Here is a 13,757-nt window from a genome sequence, read left to right on the forward strand (position 1 = left end):
TGAACTGAGGGCATGACGACACCTCATCAGGGAGAACTGCTGCCCGGTACGCGACGGGCGCTGCTGCACAGGATCGCCGTCGCCCAGAGCGAAGGACGCTCGCCGTCGCTCGTCGCGGCCGTGGTGCGGGGTGGGAAGACCGTGTGGACGGGGGCGCGGACGTCGGTGGAAGGGCACGCTCCGGACGAGCACGTGCAGTACCGGATCGGTTCGATCACCAAGACCTTCACGGCCGTTCTGGTGCTCCGGCTGCGCGACGAGGGAGCGCTCGATCTCGCCGACCCGCTGGATGAGCACCTTCCGGGTACGGGCGTGGGCGACGCGACCGTCGCCGAACTGCTCGCGCACAGCGGCGGGCTGGCCGCGGAGACGCCCGGTCCCTGGTGGGAGCGGACCCCTGGTTCCCTGCGCCCCGGCCTCGCCGACGTGCTGGGTGAGCGGCCCCTGGTGCACCCCGCTGGCCGGCGGTTCCACTACTCGAACCCCGGATACGCGTTGCTCGGCGCCCTGGTCGAGAAGCTGCGCGGCGCCCCGTGGGAGGAGGTGCTCCGGCGCGAAGTGCTCGTACCTCTGGGCCTGCGTCGTACGACCGTGCGCGCGGAAGCGCCGCACGCGGGTGGCTGGGCGGTGCATCCGTGGGCCGATGTGATGCTGCCCGAGCCCCTGGAGGACCTCGGGGTGATGGCGCCCGCCGGTCAGTTGTGGTCCACCGCGGCCGATCTGGCGCGTTTCGCCGCCTTCCTGGTCGAGGGCGACGAACGGGTGTTGAGCGCCGAGTCGTTGCGGGAGATGAGGACGCCGGCCGCGCCGGTCGAGGCGGCGGACGTGGCGAGCGGCTACGCGTACTGCCTGGGCATGGAGATCCGTCACCAGCACGGACGTTCCCTCGTCGGGCACACGGGTTCGCTGCCGGGCTTCCTCGCCTGCCTCACGATCGGCGAGGCGGACGACGTGAGCGCGGTGGTCCTGACCAACTGCACGTCCGGGCCGGCGCCGTTCACGGTCGCCGCCGACCTCGTCCGGATCGTCGCCGAGGCGGAACCGCGTATCCCGGCTCCCTGGCGGCCGCTGCGAGAGGTGGATCCGGCGGCACTGGAGCTGGTGGGGCAGTGGTACTGGGGGACGTCCGCGTTCGCGCTCCGGCTCCCGGCCGACGGTCTCGTCTCGCTGGAGCCGCTGTCCGGCAACGGCCGGCGCTCACGTTTCCGTCCGGCGGAGGACGGCACCTGGGTGGGCCTGGAGGGCTACTACGCCGGGGAACTCCTCAAGCCCGTACGGCGGTCGGACGGGTCGCTGAGCCATCTCGACCTGGGCTCGTTCGTGTTCACGCGCCAGCCGTACGACGAGAAGGCTCCTGTGCCGGGCGGGGTGGACCCGGCGGGATGGCGGGGTATCCGTTAGCGTGCGGGGCCCTGTTCCGCGTGAAACAGGGCCCCGGGCCTTTGGTCACAGCGGCAGTTTGAAGCCCACGTGGGAGGCCGTGAAGCCGAGTCGCTCGTAGAAGCGGTGGGCATCGGTCCGGGTGCTGTCGGAGGTCAGCTGGACCAGTTGGCAGCCCTCGCGGCGGGAGGCGTCGATCGCCCACTCGACGAGCCGGCTTCCCAGGCCGCTGCCGCGCTCGTCCGCGTGGACGCGGACCGCTTCGATGATCGACCGGGTGGCGCCGCGGCGGGAGAGTCCGGGAACGACCGTGAGCTGAAGCGTGCCGACGACGCGGCCTTCGCGGACCGCGACGACCAGGTGCTGGTTCGGATCGGCGTCGAGCCGCTCCAGAGCGGTCAGGTACGGGCTGAGGTCGTCCGGCGACTCGCGCCGCGCGCCCAGAGGGTCGTCCGCGAGCATGCCGACGATCGCGGGGACGTCGTCGGCGACCGCGGCCCGTATCTCCAGATCATCCATGCCGGCACCCTACGCGGGCACCGGCGCCTTCAGCGTTTCCACGGCCCGGACCAGGGGAGCGAGGTCGGGATTCTCCGCCGCCGTGTCGAGGGCCTCGCGCAGGGCCGTGTCGTTGGTCGGCCGCGCCTCGGCCAGCAGCTTGAGGCCGTCCTCGGTGACGTTGGTGTAGATGCCCCGGCGGTCGGTGGGGCACAGGTAGCGCTCCAGTAGTCCGCGGTCCTCGAGACGGGTGACCAGGCGCGTGGTGGCGCTCTGGCTGAGTACGACCGCGTCGGCGACCTGCTTCATCTGCAGATGGCCCCCGTCGCCGTCGTGCTGCCGGCTCAGTACGTCGAGCAGGGAGTACTCCCGCACGCTCAGATCGTGCCGGGCCTGAAGGGCGCGCTCGATATGGGCCTCGATCCTCCCGTGCAGCAGGGAGAGTGCGCACCAGCCCTGAGCGAGGGCGGTGAGCGCGGGATCCGTGGCTGTCATGGGCGTTTCCTCCGTCCAGGAGCTGCTGACACCAGGGTAGAGCAAGCCCGCAATATACGGCGCTTGCAAATAGTAGGCGTCTGCAATTATTGTCGGAGCACGTAAGGCGCTCCTGCAATCTTCTGGGAAGGTCTGTCCCCTCATGCCTCTCGCGCTTCTGGCCCTCGCGATCGGGGCCTTCGGAATCGGAACCACGGAGTTCGTGATCATGGGCTTGCTGCCCGAGGTCGCGGGTGACTTCGGTGTCTCCATCCCCACCGCCGGCTATCTGGTGACCGGCTACGCGCTGGGCGTCATGCTCGGCGCCCCGCTGATGACCGTGCTCGGCACCAGGATCTCCCGCAAGCGGATGCTGATGCTGCTGATGGGGCTGTTCATCGCGGGGAACCTGCTGTCCGCGCTGGCCCCGTCCTTCGGCCTCATGCTGACCGGGCGGGTGGTCGCCTCGCTGGCCCACGGCGCCTTCTTCGGTATCGGCTCGGTGGTCGCGGCCGACCTGGTCGCCCCGGACAAGAAGGCCGGAGCCATCGCCCTGATGTTCACCGGACTGACCGTCGCCAATGTCGTCGGCGTTCCGCTGGGCACGCTCGTCGGCCAGTCCATCGGCTGGCGGGTCACCTTCGGCATCGTCGCCGCCCTCGGGGTCGTCGGCCTGGCCGGCATCGCCAGGCTCGTCCCGGACATGCCCAAGGCCGAGGGTGTGCGGCTGCGTCACGAACTGGCCGCCCTGAAGAACGTCCAGATCCTGCTCGCCATGGCGATGACCGTCCTCGGGTTCGGTGGCGTCTTCGCGGCCATCACCTACATCGCGCCGATGATGACGCACGTCGCCGGCTTCGCCGACGGCTCCGTGACCTGGCTGCTGGTCCTCTTCGGCCTCGGCATGGTCGGCGGCAACCTCATCGGCGGCAGGTACGCGGACCGCGCCCTGATGCCCATGCTGTACCTCTCCCTGGGCGCCCTCGCCGTCGTCCTCGCACTCTTCACCCTGACCGCGCACAACAAGATCGCCGCCGCCGTCACCATCGCCCTCATCGGCGCCCTGGGATTCGCCACGGTGCCGCCCCTGCAGAAGCGGGTCCTCGACCAGGCGCACGGTGCCCCCACCCTGGCCTCGGCCCTGAACATCGGCGCCTTCAACCTCGGCAACGCGCTGTCCGCCTGGCTCGGCGGCCTCGTGATCGGGGCCGGCCTCGGCTACACCGCACCCAACTGGGTCGGCGCCGTTCTCGCCGCGAGTGCCCTGGTGCTGGCGTTCGTCTCGGCCGCTCTCGAGCGCCGCGACACCCCGCCCGGCACCGTGCTCGCCGGTCCGGTGCCCACCGAGCGGCGGACCGCCGTCCCCCACTGACCCACAGGACCGGCAGGTGCGGGGCCAGGGTCGTCCCCGCATCCGCCGACTCCTCACTCCGGCACTGCCGACATCACCCGCACCACAAGGAGAAGCACCTCATGAGCACCACCACCGCCGTCGCCCCGCTCACCACCGCGGAAGCCGAATCCCTGGTCGTCGCCGCACGCCAGGCCGCCGAGGCGGCCGGTGTCACGGTCAGCGTCACCGTCCTCGACGCGGGCGGGCACCTGCTCGCCTTCCGCCGGGACGACCGCGCCGTGCTGATCTCCGGGGAGACCAGCACCCGCAAGGCGTACACCGCGCTCCAGTTGAACGCGCCGACCGCCGACCTCGTGGACGCCGTGCAGCCCGGGGGCCTCTTCCACACCCTGCCCACCGCACTCGACCGGCCGCTGCTGTTCATCGCCGGGGGCGTGCCCGTCCGGCGCGACGGCCGGCTGATCGGCGCGGTCGGTGTCGGCGGTGGCGCCCCGGAGCAGGACCATGCCTTCGCCACGGCCGCCGTGGAGGCCCTCGTCTGACGACGATGCCCACCGCACGTGACGACGCCGGCCCCGAAATTCGGGGCCGGCGTCGTCACGTGCGGTGGACGTCAGGCCGCAGCGACCGTCACCGGGGCGAACCGCCGACTCCAGTCCCCGGGCAGCTCCGTGATCCCGTACGTCATGACGGCGTTCGACGCGACGGACGCCAGCCCGTGTGCCTTTGCCCAGCTCAGCAGTTCTTCGTGCCGCACATCGATGTCGGTGCGCAGCGGCCGGTCGGTGCGGGCGGCGAGCGAAGCGAGCAGTGCCTCGGCCGTCGCCGTGTCGCGGGCGATGAGCGGCCCCACGACATGGGTCTCCATGTTGGGCCAGGCGGCCGCGTAACCGATGATCCGTCCGCCTTCCTCGGCGACGCGCAGCTGATCGGCGAAGGCGGGCAGGCGGGCGACGATGTGCGTCCGGTCGGCACCGAACACCTCCTCGTCGAGCCGGACGACCGAGGGAAGATCCTCCGCGGTCGCGGCCCGGGTGGCGACCTCCGCCCGGTCACCGGTGGGGACGAAGTGGCCGCGCAGCATCTCGGCACGGCCGGTGACCTTGAAACCGAGTTCCTCGTAGAGCGGCCGGCCACAGGGAGTCGCGTGCAGGGTGAGGGGCGTGGTGCCCATCGCGGAGACGATGTGACGCATGAGCCGGCGTCCCACGCCCCGGCGGGCATGCCGTTCGGCGACCAGGACCATGCCGACGGCCGCGAGAGCGGGCTGTTCCCGCGGCCCGTACTCGGTGACGACACAGGCGGCCACCAGGCCACCGTCGGGATCATCGATGCCGTAGCCCTTCCCGGCCGCGAGGAGGAGGCCCCACTTGTGCTCCTCCCGTGGCCACCCCCGGTCCTCGGACAAGTCGGCGCAGGCGGTGAGGTCGCGGAGCGTCAGACGGCGGATGGGCAGAGAGGCAAGGGAAGGTGTCGGCACGCAGGTCAGGCTGTCCGACAGGGGGCTTCGGCGTCCACCCGTTTCAGGAGACTCGTGCGAGCTTTTGGCCATGCCATGATCACGGGCGGAGCGCGGACACGGGCACGGGATGTTTCACGTGAAACGTACGAGAACGGCGCGTGGCCGGTTCCTTCTCCCGGAGACGAAGGGAGCAGGAGCCGTTAATCTCGTCGCTCATGGCGAGGCTGCATCTCTTCGATCTCGACGGCACCCTGCTCCACGGCACCTCGGCTCCCGTGGAGATCTCGCGGCAACTGGGGCTGGAGGCCGAAGCGGTGGCCCTCGACCGGGCGATCTCGTCCGGCCTGATCGGGCCACCGGAGTACGCCACACAGGTGCACACGCTCTGGGCCGGCCTCACCGAGGCGCATGTGGCGGCGGCGTTCGAAGCGGCTCCGTGGCTGGCCCGTATCCGCGAGGTCTGGGCGGAGCTCACACGGAACGGTGACTACTGCGCCGTTGTCTCGCTGTCCCCGTCCTTCTTCGTGGAGCGGCTCACCGGCTGGGGTGCGCATGCGGCGTACGGCTCTCGCTTCCCCGCCGTGCCGTTCATGGAGCCCGTGGACCCGGCCGGCGTCCTCAACGCGGCGGCCAAGGTCCGGATCGCCGACCGTCTGTGCGCGGAGTTCGGGGTGACCCGCGCGGACTGCGTCGCCTATGGCGATTCGATGTCGGACAAGGATCTGTTCGGCGCGGTGCCGGTCTCCGTCGCGGTCAACGCGGACCGGCATCTGACCGGCCTCGCGACCCACTCCTACACGGGGCGGGACCTCTGGGAAGCCTACGAACTGGTGCAGGCCGCGTAAGGGGTGGGCGTCACCCCAGGTCGGGGGCGTGCATGGCGCGTACGCCCTCGATGTTGCCGTCCAGGTAGTGTCGCAGCGACAGCGGTACCAGGTGGACGGAGGCGATCCCGACGCGGGTGAACGGCACGCGGACGATCTCGTACTCGCCGACGGGTTCGTCGACCTCCGGGCCGTGGCGCAGGGACGGGTCCATGGATTCCAGGCGGCATACGAAGAAGTGCTGCACCTTCACGCCGGTGGCGCCGCCGTCCTCGCCGATGTGCTCCACGGTGTCGACGAAACAGGGCACCACATCGGTGATCTTCGCGCCGAGCTCCTCGTACACCTCCCGGTGCAGGGCGTCCACGACAGTGGAGTCCTCCGGCTCCACTCCGCCGCCCGGGGTGAGCCAGTAGGGATCCACGCCGGGTTTGGTGCGCTTGATCAGAATCAGGTTCTCGCCGTCCAGCAGAACGGCTCGGGCGGTGCGCTTGACCACGGATCGGACGGTCATGGAGGGAATGTGGCCCGGCTGGTTCCACGTGAAACATCGCGGGAGGGCAGCGGCCGGCTTCCCGCGGTGGGACACCGGACCGGCGGGTCAGCACCAGCCGGTGGCCGCCCGTTCCAGCCACTCGTGGGCCCGCGCGATGTGCGGCATCGCCAGCGTGCCGGTACGGACCACCAGGAAGTACGTGCGCAGCGGGGGCACCGTCGGTTCGTGCAGGGCCACCACCTCGCCCCGCCCGAGCGCGCCCGCGCACAAGTAGCGGGGCAGCACCGCCAGCCCCGCCCCCGCGGCGGCGCAGGCCAGCACCGCGCGTAGATCCGGGACGATGACGGTGCCCGGGGCGACGGGGCGGGAGTCGAAGACGGAGGCCCAGTAGCGGGCGACGAAGGGCAGCGACTCGTGCACCTCGACCACCGGGACGTGTTCCAGGACCGACGGACCCGTGCGGTGGAGCGTGCCGGAGCCGATCCGCTCGGCCCAGCGCGGGGCGGCGACCAGGACGTGCTCCTCGTCGCAGAGCGCGGTCGCCGAGAGCAGGGCGCCGCGTGGCCGGACCGTGCTGATGGCCAGATCATGATGTCCGGCGGCCAGTCCCTCGAGGACCTCCTCGGCGGTGCCGAAGGAGGCGCGCAGGGCGTAGCTCTGGCCGTCCTCGCCGGTCAGCTCCGTGAGCGCGGGCAGTGCCCGTTCGGCGGTGAACTCCAAAGGGCCGGCCAGATGCAGCGTCCGTAAGGAGGAGTCCTCCTCCAGGCCGGACTCGGCTATCTCCACCAGGGCGTCGAGATGCGGTGCCGCCTTGTGGGCGAGCTCGTCCCCGATGGTCGTCGGTGTCACACCGCGCGCCTGCCGAAGGAACAGGGGCCGCCCCAACTGCCGTTCCAGTGTCCGTATCTGCGAGGTGACGGCCGGCTGGGAGAGGCCGAGCAGGGCGGCGGCGCGGGTGAAGGAACCGGCCCGGTGCACGGTCACGAAGGTCCGCAGCAAGGCCAGATCCACGCCACACCCTCCCTCGCCGGACCGGCTACGGGCCCGGACGTCCAACTATAAATAAGTCGATAGGTCGCTGTCGCTACTGTGATTGGACACTGACACTGAGTCAACTAGCCTTGGTCGCGCGGTTCTTCGCGCGCGGAACCGAGGACGGTCCGAGCCACGAGGGGGGAGGCTCGGACCGTCCGCCGCAGTGTGCCGGGCGCCTGCCGGCCCGGCCGGTCAGCCGGCTGACGCGTCCAGGGCGCGCAGTACGTCCGCGACCAGGTCCTCCGGGTCCTCGGCGCCCACGGAGAAGCGGATGAAGCCCTCCGGCACCGCGTCCCCGCCCCAGCGCCCGCGCCGCTCCGCCGTGGACCGTACGCCGCCGAAACTCGTCGCGTCGTCCACGAGCCGCAGCGCGTCGAGGAAACGGTCCGCACGCGCGCGCGTGGGCAGAGTGAAGGACACCACGCACCCGTAGCGCCGCATCTGCTGCGAGGCGATCTTGTGCGAGGGGTCGTCTGGCAGCCCCGGATAACGCAGCCCCGTGACCTCGGGCCGCTCCCGCAGCGCCCGGGCGAGCGTCAGCGCGGTGACGTTCTGCCGGTCGACGCGCAGCTGGAGCGTGGCGATCGAGCGGTGCGCGAGCCAGGCCTCCATGGGTCCGGGAATGGCGCCGACGATCTTGCGCCAGCGGCGGACGGCGGCCATGGCCTCGGCGTTCCGGCCGGTGACGTACCCCAGGAGCACGTCGCCGTGCCCGGTGAGCTGCTTGGTGCCGCTGGCCACCGCGAAGTCGGCGCCGAGCTCCAGCGGGCGCTGGCCGAGCGGCGTCGCGAGGGTGTTGTCCACGGCGACCAGGGCACCGCGCGCGTGCGCCGCCTCGGCCAGCCGTCGTACGTCGCACACGTCGAGCCCCGGATTCGAGGGCGTCTCGATCCACAGCAGCTTCGCACCGTCGAGGACCTCGAGCTGGGCGTCGCCGCCCGTCGGCGCGGTCCGCACCTCGATGCCGTACGTCTCCAGCTGCTCCCGTACCAGGGGCAGGGCCTGGTAGCCGTCGTTCGGCAGGACGACCGCGTCCCCGGCGCGCAGCTGGGAGAAGAGCACCGAGGAGATCGCGGCCATGCCCGAGGCGAACACCAGGGCCTCGACGTCGTCCCGGCCGGGCGCCTCCAGCTCGCCGATGGCCCGTTCCAGCAGCGTCCAGGTCGGGTTCTCGTCCCGGCCGTAGGTGTACGGGCCGGTGGGGTCGCCCGGCAGATGGAAGTGGGCGGCGAACACCGGCCCGGGCAGGGTCGGCTCGTGCTTGACCGGCTCGGGCAGCCCGGCCCGCACCGCGCGGGTGCCGTCGCCCGCCCCGTCCGGCAGCGCCGGCCCGTGGCCCGCGCCCGTCGTCGAATCGTTCATGCCGCTCGTCCTTCCACCTGCTCATGTACCGCGGCGAGCAGTCCGGTGCTCGCCGCCTCCACCATCTCAAGACACGCGTCGAACCCGTCCGCGCCCCCGTAGTAGGGGTCCGGTACGTCGAGATCGTCGCCGGCGTCGGGATCGTAGGAGCGCAGCAGACGCACCTTGTCCGCGTCCCGTTGTGTGGGCGCGAGGCGGCGCAGTACCCGGAGGTGGCCGGAGTCGAGCGCGATGACGGCATCGAGGCGGGCGAACCAGGACGGGTCGAACCGCCGGGCCGTGTGGCCGGTGTCGTAGCCGTTCTCCCGCAGCACGGTCACCGTGCGGGGATCGGCGCCCTCGCCCTCGTGCCAGCCGTCCGTACCGGCGCTGTCCACCTCGACCAGGCCGTCGAGTCCGGCCTCCGCCACCCGCGCGCGGAAGACGGACTCGGCCATCGGGGAGCGGCAGATGTTGCCGGTGCAGACGAAGCAGACGCGGTAGGTCATCGGCTTCAGTCCCCGTCGGGCAGGACGACGTTGAGCGCCCAGGAGACGACGGAGATGATCAGACCGCCCAGGACGGCCGTCCAGAAGCCCTCCACGTGGAAACTCAGGTCGAGCTGGTCGGCGAGCCAGGAGGTGAGCATCAGCATCAGCGCGTTCACCACCAGGGTGAACAGCCCGAGCGTCAGGATGAGCAGGGGGAGACTCAGCAGTTTCACCACCGGCTTGACCAGGAAGTTCACCAGTCCGAAGATCAGTGCGACCAGGAGCAGCGTGCCGATCTCCTTGCCGGTGCTGTCACCGGTCAGGGTGATGTCGTCGAGCAGCCACACCGCGACCGCCAGGGCGCCCGCGTTGGCGATCGTCTTGACTAGGAAATTCATCATGTGTCTGATCGTGGCAGACACGATCGGACTCGGGCAGTGAGGCAGGGGCGGGACAGGCGATGAAGGCATTCCGGCTGGACGAACTGGAGGCGGAGCGCGCCGCCAACGACGGGGCATACCTGCAGTTCCTGCGCGAGCGGAACATGTCGGTCGGCCTCTACGCCCTGGACGCCGGCGCCCAGGACCCGCAGCAGCCGCACAGCCAGGACGAGGTGTACTTCGTCGTCAGCGGCCGCGCGGCGATCACCGTCGGCATGGAGACCACCCAGGTGGCACGCGGCAGCGTCGTGTACGTACCGGCCGGAGTGGCCCACAAGTTCCACCACATCAGCGAGGATCTGCGGGTCCTGGTGGTGTTCTCTCCCCCCGAGAGCTGAGGAGCGCCGTCGGGGTTCCCTAGGGGAACGGTCAGGGGAGGACAAGGGATCCGAAGCCCCCGCCGGAGCCCCCGCCGCCCTAGCATCGAGTGCAGGACATCATCGACACGACCCGGCACCCGGCGGGCGGAGAGGTAAGGACGAGGGCGATGCGAGAGATCTTCGCGGGACTGCCGTGGTGGGTGAAGTGGATCGCGGTGCCGGTCATCGCCCTGGTCGTGTTCGGCGGGCTGATAGCGAGTGTGGTCGGCTTCGTGGTCAATCTGCTCTTCAAGGCGCTGGTCTTCGTGGCGCTGGTCGGCGGACTGATCTACGTCGTACGGAAGTTCACCTCGAGTTCCTCGTCGCGCAGCGACTGGTGAGCCGAGGGGAACCGGTGAAGCGGTAACGGGAATCACCGGTTCCCTCGGGCGGGGGAAGTTTCTCCGGCGGGCCGTCCGCACGCGGTGACAGCCCGTTAGAGTCCGGAACTCGACGCGGGGACGATCCCCGCGAGCGGCGACCCCCACCCGTGTTCCCCGCACGGGCTGCCCCCTCGCGTTTCGGGAGTGACCCTTGGCCACGACTGGCACCGGCTCCGCGCAGCTGACCGCGGTCCCCCCGCAGCCCCGCTCGCCGGCGCCCCCCGCACCGCCGCCCACCGTCACCCTCATCGGCTCCGTCCAGCGAGCCATGCGCCTGCTGGAGACCGTCGCCGGGCACGGCTACGGGGCTCCCGCCAAACAACTGGCCCGCGAGACCGGGCTGGCGCTCCCCACCACGTACCACCTGCTGCGCACCCTGGTGCACGAGGGCTATCTGCGCCGCGACAAGGGGCTGTTCTTCCTGGGGGAGGCGACGGAACGGCTGAGCAGCAGCGGAGCGGAGCAGAAACGTCGCAGCACGGTGGCCGAGACCCTCGCCCGCTGGCGGGACGCGATCGGCGCCCCCGTGTACTACGCCGTGTACCGCGAGGGCGAGATCGACGTCGTCTGCGTCTCCGACACCCCCGCCCATCCCGCGGTCGAGGAGTGGGCCGACTTCCGGGAGACCGGACACGCCCACGCGATCGGCCAGTGCCTGCTCTCCCAGCTCGACGAGGAGGCGCGCCGCGACCACCTCGACCGCCATCCCGTGCGGCCCCTCACGCCGTACACCGTGCGCGACGACCACAGCCTGCTGAGGCGCCTGGAGCGGACGCGGCGGATGGAGCCGGTGGTGGAGCGTCAGGAGTACGTGCTGGGCACGGTGTGCGCGGCGATCCCCCTCACCGTCGGCAGCACGGCCGCGTCGGTGGCCATCTCGCTGCCCGCACACCAGGCCGAGCGGCTCGCCCCCGCGGCGCAGCGACTGCAGGCCGAGATGGGGCGTCTCGTCGGGTCACTCACGCTGTCTATCAGTATCTGAAAACTCACTCCTTGTGATCTGCTGTGTACGTTCAGCAAGATTCCCTCTGGTGTCAGGGTCCATGCCCGGCCAGTCCGTGGCGAATGACGGGGTAGGCGATGCGCGAATCCGTACAGGCAGAGGTCATGATGAGCTTTCTCGTGTCGGAGGAGCTGTCCTTCCGCATCCCGGTGGAGCTCCGCTACGACACCTGTGATCCCTACGCCGTGCGGCTGACCTTCCACTTGCCGGGGGACGCCCCCGTGACCTGGGCGTTCGGCCGGGAGCTGCTGATCGACGGCGTCGGCCGGCCGTGCGGGGAGGGCGACGTACGCGTCTCGCCGGTGGACCCCGACGCGCTGGGCGAGGTGCTGATCCGGCTTCAGGTCGGCAGCGACCAGGCGCTGTTCCGTTCGTCGACGGCGCCGCTCGTGGCCTTCCTGGACCGCACCGACAAGCTGGTGCCACTGGGCCAGGAGGGGGCGCTCGCCGACTTCGACGCCCACCTCGACGACGCGCTGGACCGGATCCTGGCGGAGCAGAGCGCCGGCTGAAGCGTTACGCCAGTCGGGTGGACCGGTGGCGGAACGCTTCAGCGCGCTCCGCCCGCCACGCGGGACGTCAGCGCTTACGGCGCCTGCCCCGTCCGCCGCGCCCCACGGCCGGCCGCGCGTCCGGCGCCTGCCCGGTCCCCTGCGTCTGTGCCGGCCCGTGTCCCTGCGCCCGTGCCTGAGCCGTCGGGCGGTCGGCCGAGACCACCAGCGCGGCCAGCGCCGTGGTTACCGGCACCGAGGCCACCAGGCCGATCGAGCCGATCAGGGTGCGCACGATCTCCTCCGCGACCAGCTCGCTGTTGGCGACCGTCCCCACGCTGCTCTGCGCGATGGAGAACAGCAGCAGCAGCGGCAGCGCGGCGCCCGCGTAGGCGAGGACCAGCGTGTTGACCACGGACGCGATGTGATCGCGGCCGATGCGGATGCCCGCGCGGTACAGCCCGCGCCAACCCGTCGACGGGTTGGCCTCGTGCAGCTCCCAGACCGCGGACGTCTGGGTGACCGTCACGTCGTCGAGGACACCGAGCGAACCGATGATGACGCCGGCCAGCAGCAGACCGCTCATGTCGATTTCGGGATACAGCCCGTGGATCAGACCGGTGTTGTCGTCGGTGTTGCCGGTCAGCGCGGCCCACCCGATGAACACCGAGCCCAGGACGCCGATCAGCAGCAGCGAGATCAGTGTGCCGAGCACCGCCACCGACGTACGCGCCGACAGCCCGTGACACAGGTACAGCGCGATCAGCATGATCGCGCTCGCCCCCACCACGGCCACGACCAGCGGATTCGAACCCTGCAGGATCGCGGGCAGGATGAAGAAGTTGAGCACCAGGAAGCTGATCGCCAGCGCGACCAGCGCCATGACGCCGCGCAGCCGCCCCACGGCCACGACGGCGAGCGCGAAGATGCCCGCGAGCAACGCCAACGGGAAGCGCCGGTTCACATCGGTGACCGAGTACTGGAGGTCCTCGGGCGCGGAGGGCTCGTAGGCCACCACGACCTTCTGGCCCTCGTGCAGCTGCCGGGACTGGTCCGGCTGCACGATCTCGTCGAACGTACGGCCCTTGTCGTCGCCGGTGTCGACCCGGATCGTCGCCTTCTTGCAGGTGCCGTCCGCCTGCTGCTGGGCGGAGGAGCCCTCGGCGGTGGAGGTGTCGCCGGTCGGGACGCCTCCGGAGGCGTTGACGGACTGACAACTCAGCTCGACCACCGTGGTGACCGTGGCGTGCTGCGTCTGCCGGTCGAAGCCGACACCGGTGCGCTCGTGCGCCGGGGCACCGCCCGGCCACAGCACGGCGAGCCCGATCAGCACCGCCGCCGCGAACGGGATGAGGATCGCCGCGATGACCTTGCGCAGGTGCTGGGAGACGGGCGCCGCCGGGCCGTGACCGTGGCTGTGTCCGTGCCCGTGTACGTGGCCGCCGCCGTCTCCGGCGCCGGGCGCGCGCGACGGTTCGGGCGGTGGGAACGGAGGAGGTTGAGTGGGGCTCACCGCCCGATCATCGCAAGAACGGGAGGGGGCCCTCTGTTCACCGCGCCAGAAATGACGCTAGCGTGGAGTCGCTTTTGTACACGCGGGAGCTCGGAGCACCGGGCTGAGAGGGCGCTGACCTCCGTCCCAGCGACGTTTCACATGAAACATCACCGTAGGACGAGTGATGTTTCACACGGAACGTCGGCAGACGGAAACCGCTGCGTCGACCGC

General features: G+C 70.9%; 17 protein-coding genes. 8 read left to right on the top strand and 9 right to left on the bottom strand.

The genetic code is table 11. The annotated features are described in order from the left end of the window. The first annotated feature begins 12 nt into the window (after window positions 1-12). Complete coding sequence (locus AMK33_RS15300; protein WP_073933345.1) at window positions 13-1,401, top strand: serine hydrolase domain-containing protein; 1,389 nt, start codon at window positions 13-15, stop codon at window positions 1,399-1,401. 45 nt (window positions 1,402-1,446) lie between these two features. On the opposite strand, the gene AMK33_RS15305 is transcribed toward AMK33_RS15300, so the two are convergent. Together AMK33_RS15305 and AMK33_RS15310 are read right to left on the bottom strand one after the other, a co-directional pair. Beyond that, a complete protein-coding gene (locus tag AMK33_RS15305) occupies window positions 1,447-1,899 on the bottom strand; it encodes a GNAT family N-acetyltransferase (protein ID WP_073933346.1) in 453 nt (150 codons plus the stop codon). Window positions 1,900-1,908: 9 nt separating this feature from the next. Further along, window positions 1,909-2,373 carry a MarR family winged helix-turn-helix transcriptional regulator gene (locus AMK33_RS15310; protein WP_073933347.1) on the bottom strand — a complete coding sequence of 155 codons (465 nt, stop codon included), beginning with the start codon at window positions 2,371-2,373 and terminating at the stop codon, window positions 1,909-1,911. Between the two features lie 142 nt (window positions 2,374-2,515). Between AMK33_RS15310 and AMK33_RS15315 the strand changes: the two genes are divergently transcribed. After that, window positions 2,516-3,724, top strand: a complete 1,209-nt coding sequence (locus AMK33_RS15315; protein ID WP_073933348.1) for an MFS transporter — start codon at window positions 2,516-2,518, stop codon at window positions 3,722-3,724. Between the two features lie 101 nt (window positions 3,725-3,825). Beyond that, complete coding sequence (locus AMK33_RS15320; protein WP_073933349.1) at window positions 3,826-4,248, top strand: GlcG/HbpS family heme-binding protein; 423 nt, start codon at window positions 3,826-3,828, stop codon at window positions 4,246-4,248. A gap of 71 nt (window positions 4,249-4,319) precedes the next feature. Here the strand turns inward: AMK33_RS15320 and AMK33_RS15325 are convergent, their stop codons facing one another. Next, window positions 4,320-5,186, bottom strand: a complete 867-nt coding sequence (locus AMK33_RS15325) for a GNAT family N-acetyltransferase (RefSeq protein WP_073933350.1) — start codon at window positions 5,184-5,186, stop codon at window positions 4,320-4,322. A 197-nt stretch (window positions 5,187-5,383) separates the two neighbouring features. Here AMK33_RS15325 and AMK33_RS15330 point away from each other — a divergent pair, with 197 nt between their 5' ends. Further along, window positions 5,384-6,013, top strand: coding sequence for an HAD family hydrolase (locus AMK33_RS15330; protein ID WP_073933351.1), 630 nt, complete (start codon window positions 5,384-5,386; stop codon window positions 6,011-6,013). Between the two features lie 10 nt (window positions 6,014-6,023). On the opposite strand, the gene AMK33_RS15335 is transcribed toward AMK33_RS15330, so the two are convergent. The 5 genes from AMK33_RS15335 to AMK33_RS15355 form a co-directional block, all read right to left on the bottom strand. Next, window positions 6,024-6,506, bottom strand: a complete 483-nt coding sequence (locus tag AMK33_RS15335; protein ID WP_073933352.1) for an NUDIX domain-containing protein — start codon at window positions 6,504-6,506, stop codon at window positions 6,024-6,026. Window positions 6,507-6,593: 87 nt separating this feature from the next. Next, window positions 6,594-7,499 carry a LysR family transcriptional regulator gene (locus AMK33_RS15340; RefSeq protein WP_073933353.1) on the bottom strand — a complete coding sequence of 302 codons (906 nt, stop codon included), beginning with the start codon at window positions 7,497-7,499 and terminating at the stop codon, window positions 6,594-6,596. Between the two features lie 216 nt (window positions 7,500-7,715). After that, window positions 7,716-8,885: a cystathionine gamma-lyase gene (locus tag AMK33_RS15345; protein WP_073933354.1), complete on the bottom strand. Its 1,170-nt coding sequence runs from the start codon at window positions 8,883-8,885 to the stop codon at window positions 7,716-7,718. Further along, on the bottom strand, window positions 8,882-9,373 hold the full coding sequence (locus AMK33_RS15350; RefSeq protein WP_073933355.1) for a low molecular weight protein-tyrosine-phosphatase: 492 nt from the start codon (window positions 9,371-9,373) through the stop codon (window positions 8,882-8,884). The genes AMK33_RS15345 and AMK33_RS15350 overlap by 4 nt, the downstream gene beginning before the upstream one ends. Before the next feature lie 5 nt (window positions 9,374-9,378). Beyond that, window positions 9,379-9,756, bottom strand: coding sequence for a phage holin family protein (locus AMK33_RS15355; RefSeq protein ID WP_073933356.1), 378 nt, complete (start codon window positions 9,754-9,756; stop codon window positions 9,379-9,381). Between the two features lie 59 nt (window positions 9,757-9,815). Between AMK33_RS15355 and AMK33_RS15360 the strand changes: the two genes are divergently transcribed. From AMK33_RS15360 to AMK33_RS15375, 4 genes are all read left to right on the top strand, one after another. Continuing rightward, window positions 9,816-10,133 carry a cupin domain-containing protein gene (locus tag AMK33_RS15360; RefSeq protein WP_004929283.1) on the top strand — a complete coding sequence of 106 codons (318 nt, stop codon included), beginning with the start codon at window positions 9,816-9,818 and terminating at the stop codon, window positions 10,131-10,133. Between the two features lie 149 nt (window positions 10,134-10,282). Next, window positions 10,283-10,495, top strand: coding sequence for a DUF5326 family protein (locus tag AMK33_RS15365; protein ID WP_073933357.1), 213 nt, complete (start codon window positions 10,283-10,285; stop codon window positions 10,493-10,495). A 310-nt stretch (window positions 10,496-10,805) separates the two neighbouring features. Further along, window positions 10,806-11,519 carry an IclR family transcriptional regulator gene (locus AMK33_RS15370; protein ID WP_073933500.1) on the top strand — a complete coding sequence of 238 codons (714 nt, stop codon included), beginning with the start codon at window positions 10,806-10,808 and terminating at the stop codon, window positions 11,517-11,519. Between the two features lie 98 nt (window positions 11,520-11,617). Further along, window positions 11,618-12,052: an SsgA family sporulation/cell division regulator gene (locus AMK33_RS15375; RefSeq protein ID WP_030857138.1), complete on the top strand. Its 435-nt coding sequence runs from the start codon at window positions 11,618-11,620 to the stop codon at window positions 12,050-12,052. Window positions 12,053-12,119: 67 nt separating this feature from the next. On the opposite strand, the gene AMK33_RS15380 is transcribed toward AMK33_RS15375, so the two are convergent. After that, entirely contained in the window at window positions 12,120-13,544 is a 1,425-nt protein-coding gene (locus AMK33_RS15380) for a YibE/F family protein (RefSeq protein ID WP_073933358.1), read from the bottom strand. Window positions 13,545-13,757 lie beyond the last annotated feature (213 nt).

The sequence above is a fragment of the Streptomyces sp. CB02400 genome (assembly GCF_001905725.1).
Taxonomy (GTDB): domain Bacteria; phylum Actinomycetota; class Actinomycetes; order Streptomycetales; family Streptomycetaceae; genus Streptomyces; species Streptomyces atrovirens.

Excerpts from the sequence above, each read along its gene's own strand:
- AMK33_RS15360 (WP_004929283.1), top strand. The coding sequence starts at position 9,816 with ATGAAGGCATTCCGGCTGGACGAACTGGAGGCGGAGCGCGCCGCCAAC.
- AMK33_RS15350 (WP_073933355.1), bottom strand. The coding sequence starts at position 9,373 with ATGACCTACCGCGTCTGCTTCGTCTGCACCGGCAACATCTGCCGCTCC.
- AMK33_RS15335 (WP_073933352.1), bottom strand. The coding sequence starts at position 6,506 with ATGACCGTCCGATCCGTGGTCAAGCGCACCGCCCGAGCCGTTCTGCTG.
- AMK33_RS15355 (WP_073933356.1), bottom strand. The coding sequence starts at position 9,756 with ATGATGAATTTCCTAGTCAAGACGATCGCCAACGCGGGCGCCCTGGCG.
- AMK33_RS15305 (WP_073933346.1), bottom strand. The coding sequence starts at position 1,899 with ATGGATGATCTGGAGATACGGGCCGCGGTCGCCGACGACGTCCCCGCG.
- AMK33_RS15370 (WP_073933500.1), top strand. The coding sequence starts at position 10,806 with ATGCGCCTGCTGGAGACCGTCGCCGGGCACGGCTACGGGGCTCCCGCC.
- AMK33_RS15345 (WP_073933354.1), bottom strand. The coding sequence starts at position 8,885 with ATGAACGATTCGACGACGGGCGCGGGCCACGGGCCGGCGCTGCCGGAC.
- AMK33_RS15310 (WP_073933347.1), bottom strand. The coding sequence starts at position 2,373 with ATGACAGCCACGGATCCCGCGCTCACCGCCCTCGCTCAGGGCTGGTGC.
- AMK33_RS15365 (WP_073933357.1), top strand. The coding sequence starts at position 10,283 with ATGCGAGAGATCTTCGCGGGACTGCCGTGGTGGGTGAAGTGGATCGCG.
- AMK33_RS15315 (WP_073933348.1), top strand. The coding sequence starts at position 2,516 with ATGCCTCTCGCGCTTCTGGCCCTCGCGATCGGGGCCTTCGGAATCGGA.
- AMK33_RS15330 (WP_073933351.1), top strand. The coding sequence starts at position 5,384 with ATGGCGAGGCTGCATCTCTTCGATCTCGACGGCACCCTGCTCCACGGC.
- AMK33_RS15320 (WP_073933349.1), top strand. The coding sequence starts at position 3,826 with ATGAGCACCACCACCGCCGTCGCCCCGCTCACCACCGCGGAAGCCGAA.
- AMK33_RS15300 (WP_073933345.1), top strand. The coding sequence starts at position 13 with ATGACGACACCTCATCAGGGAGAACTGCTGCCCGGTACGCGACGGGCG.
- AMK33_RS15375 (WP_030857138.1), top strand. The coding sequence starts at position 11,618 with ATGCGCGAATCCGTACAGGCAGAGGTCATGATGAGCTTTCTCGTGTCG.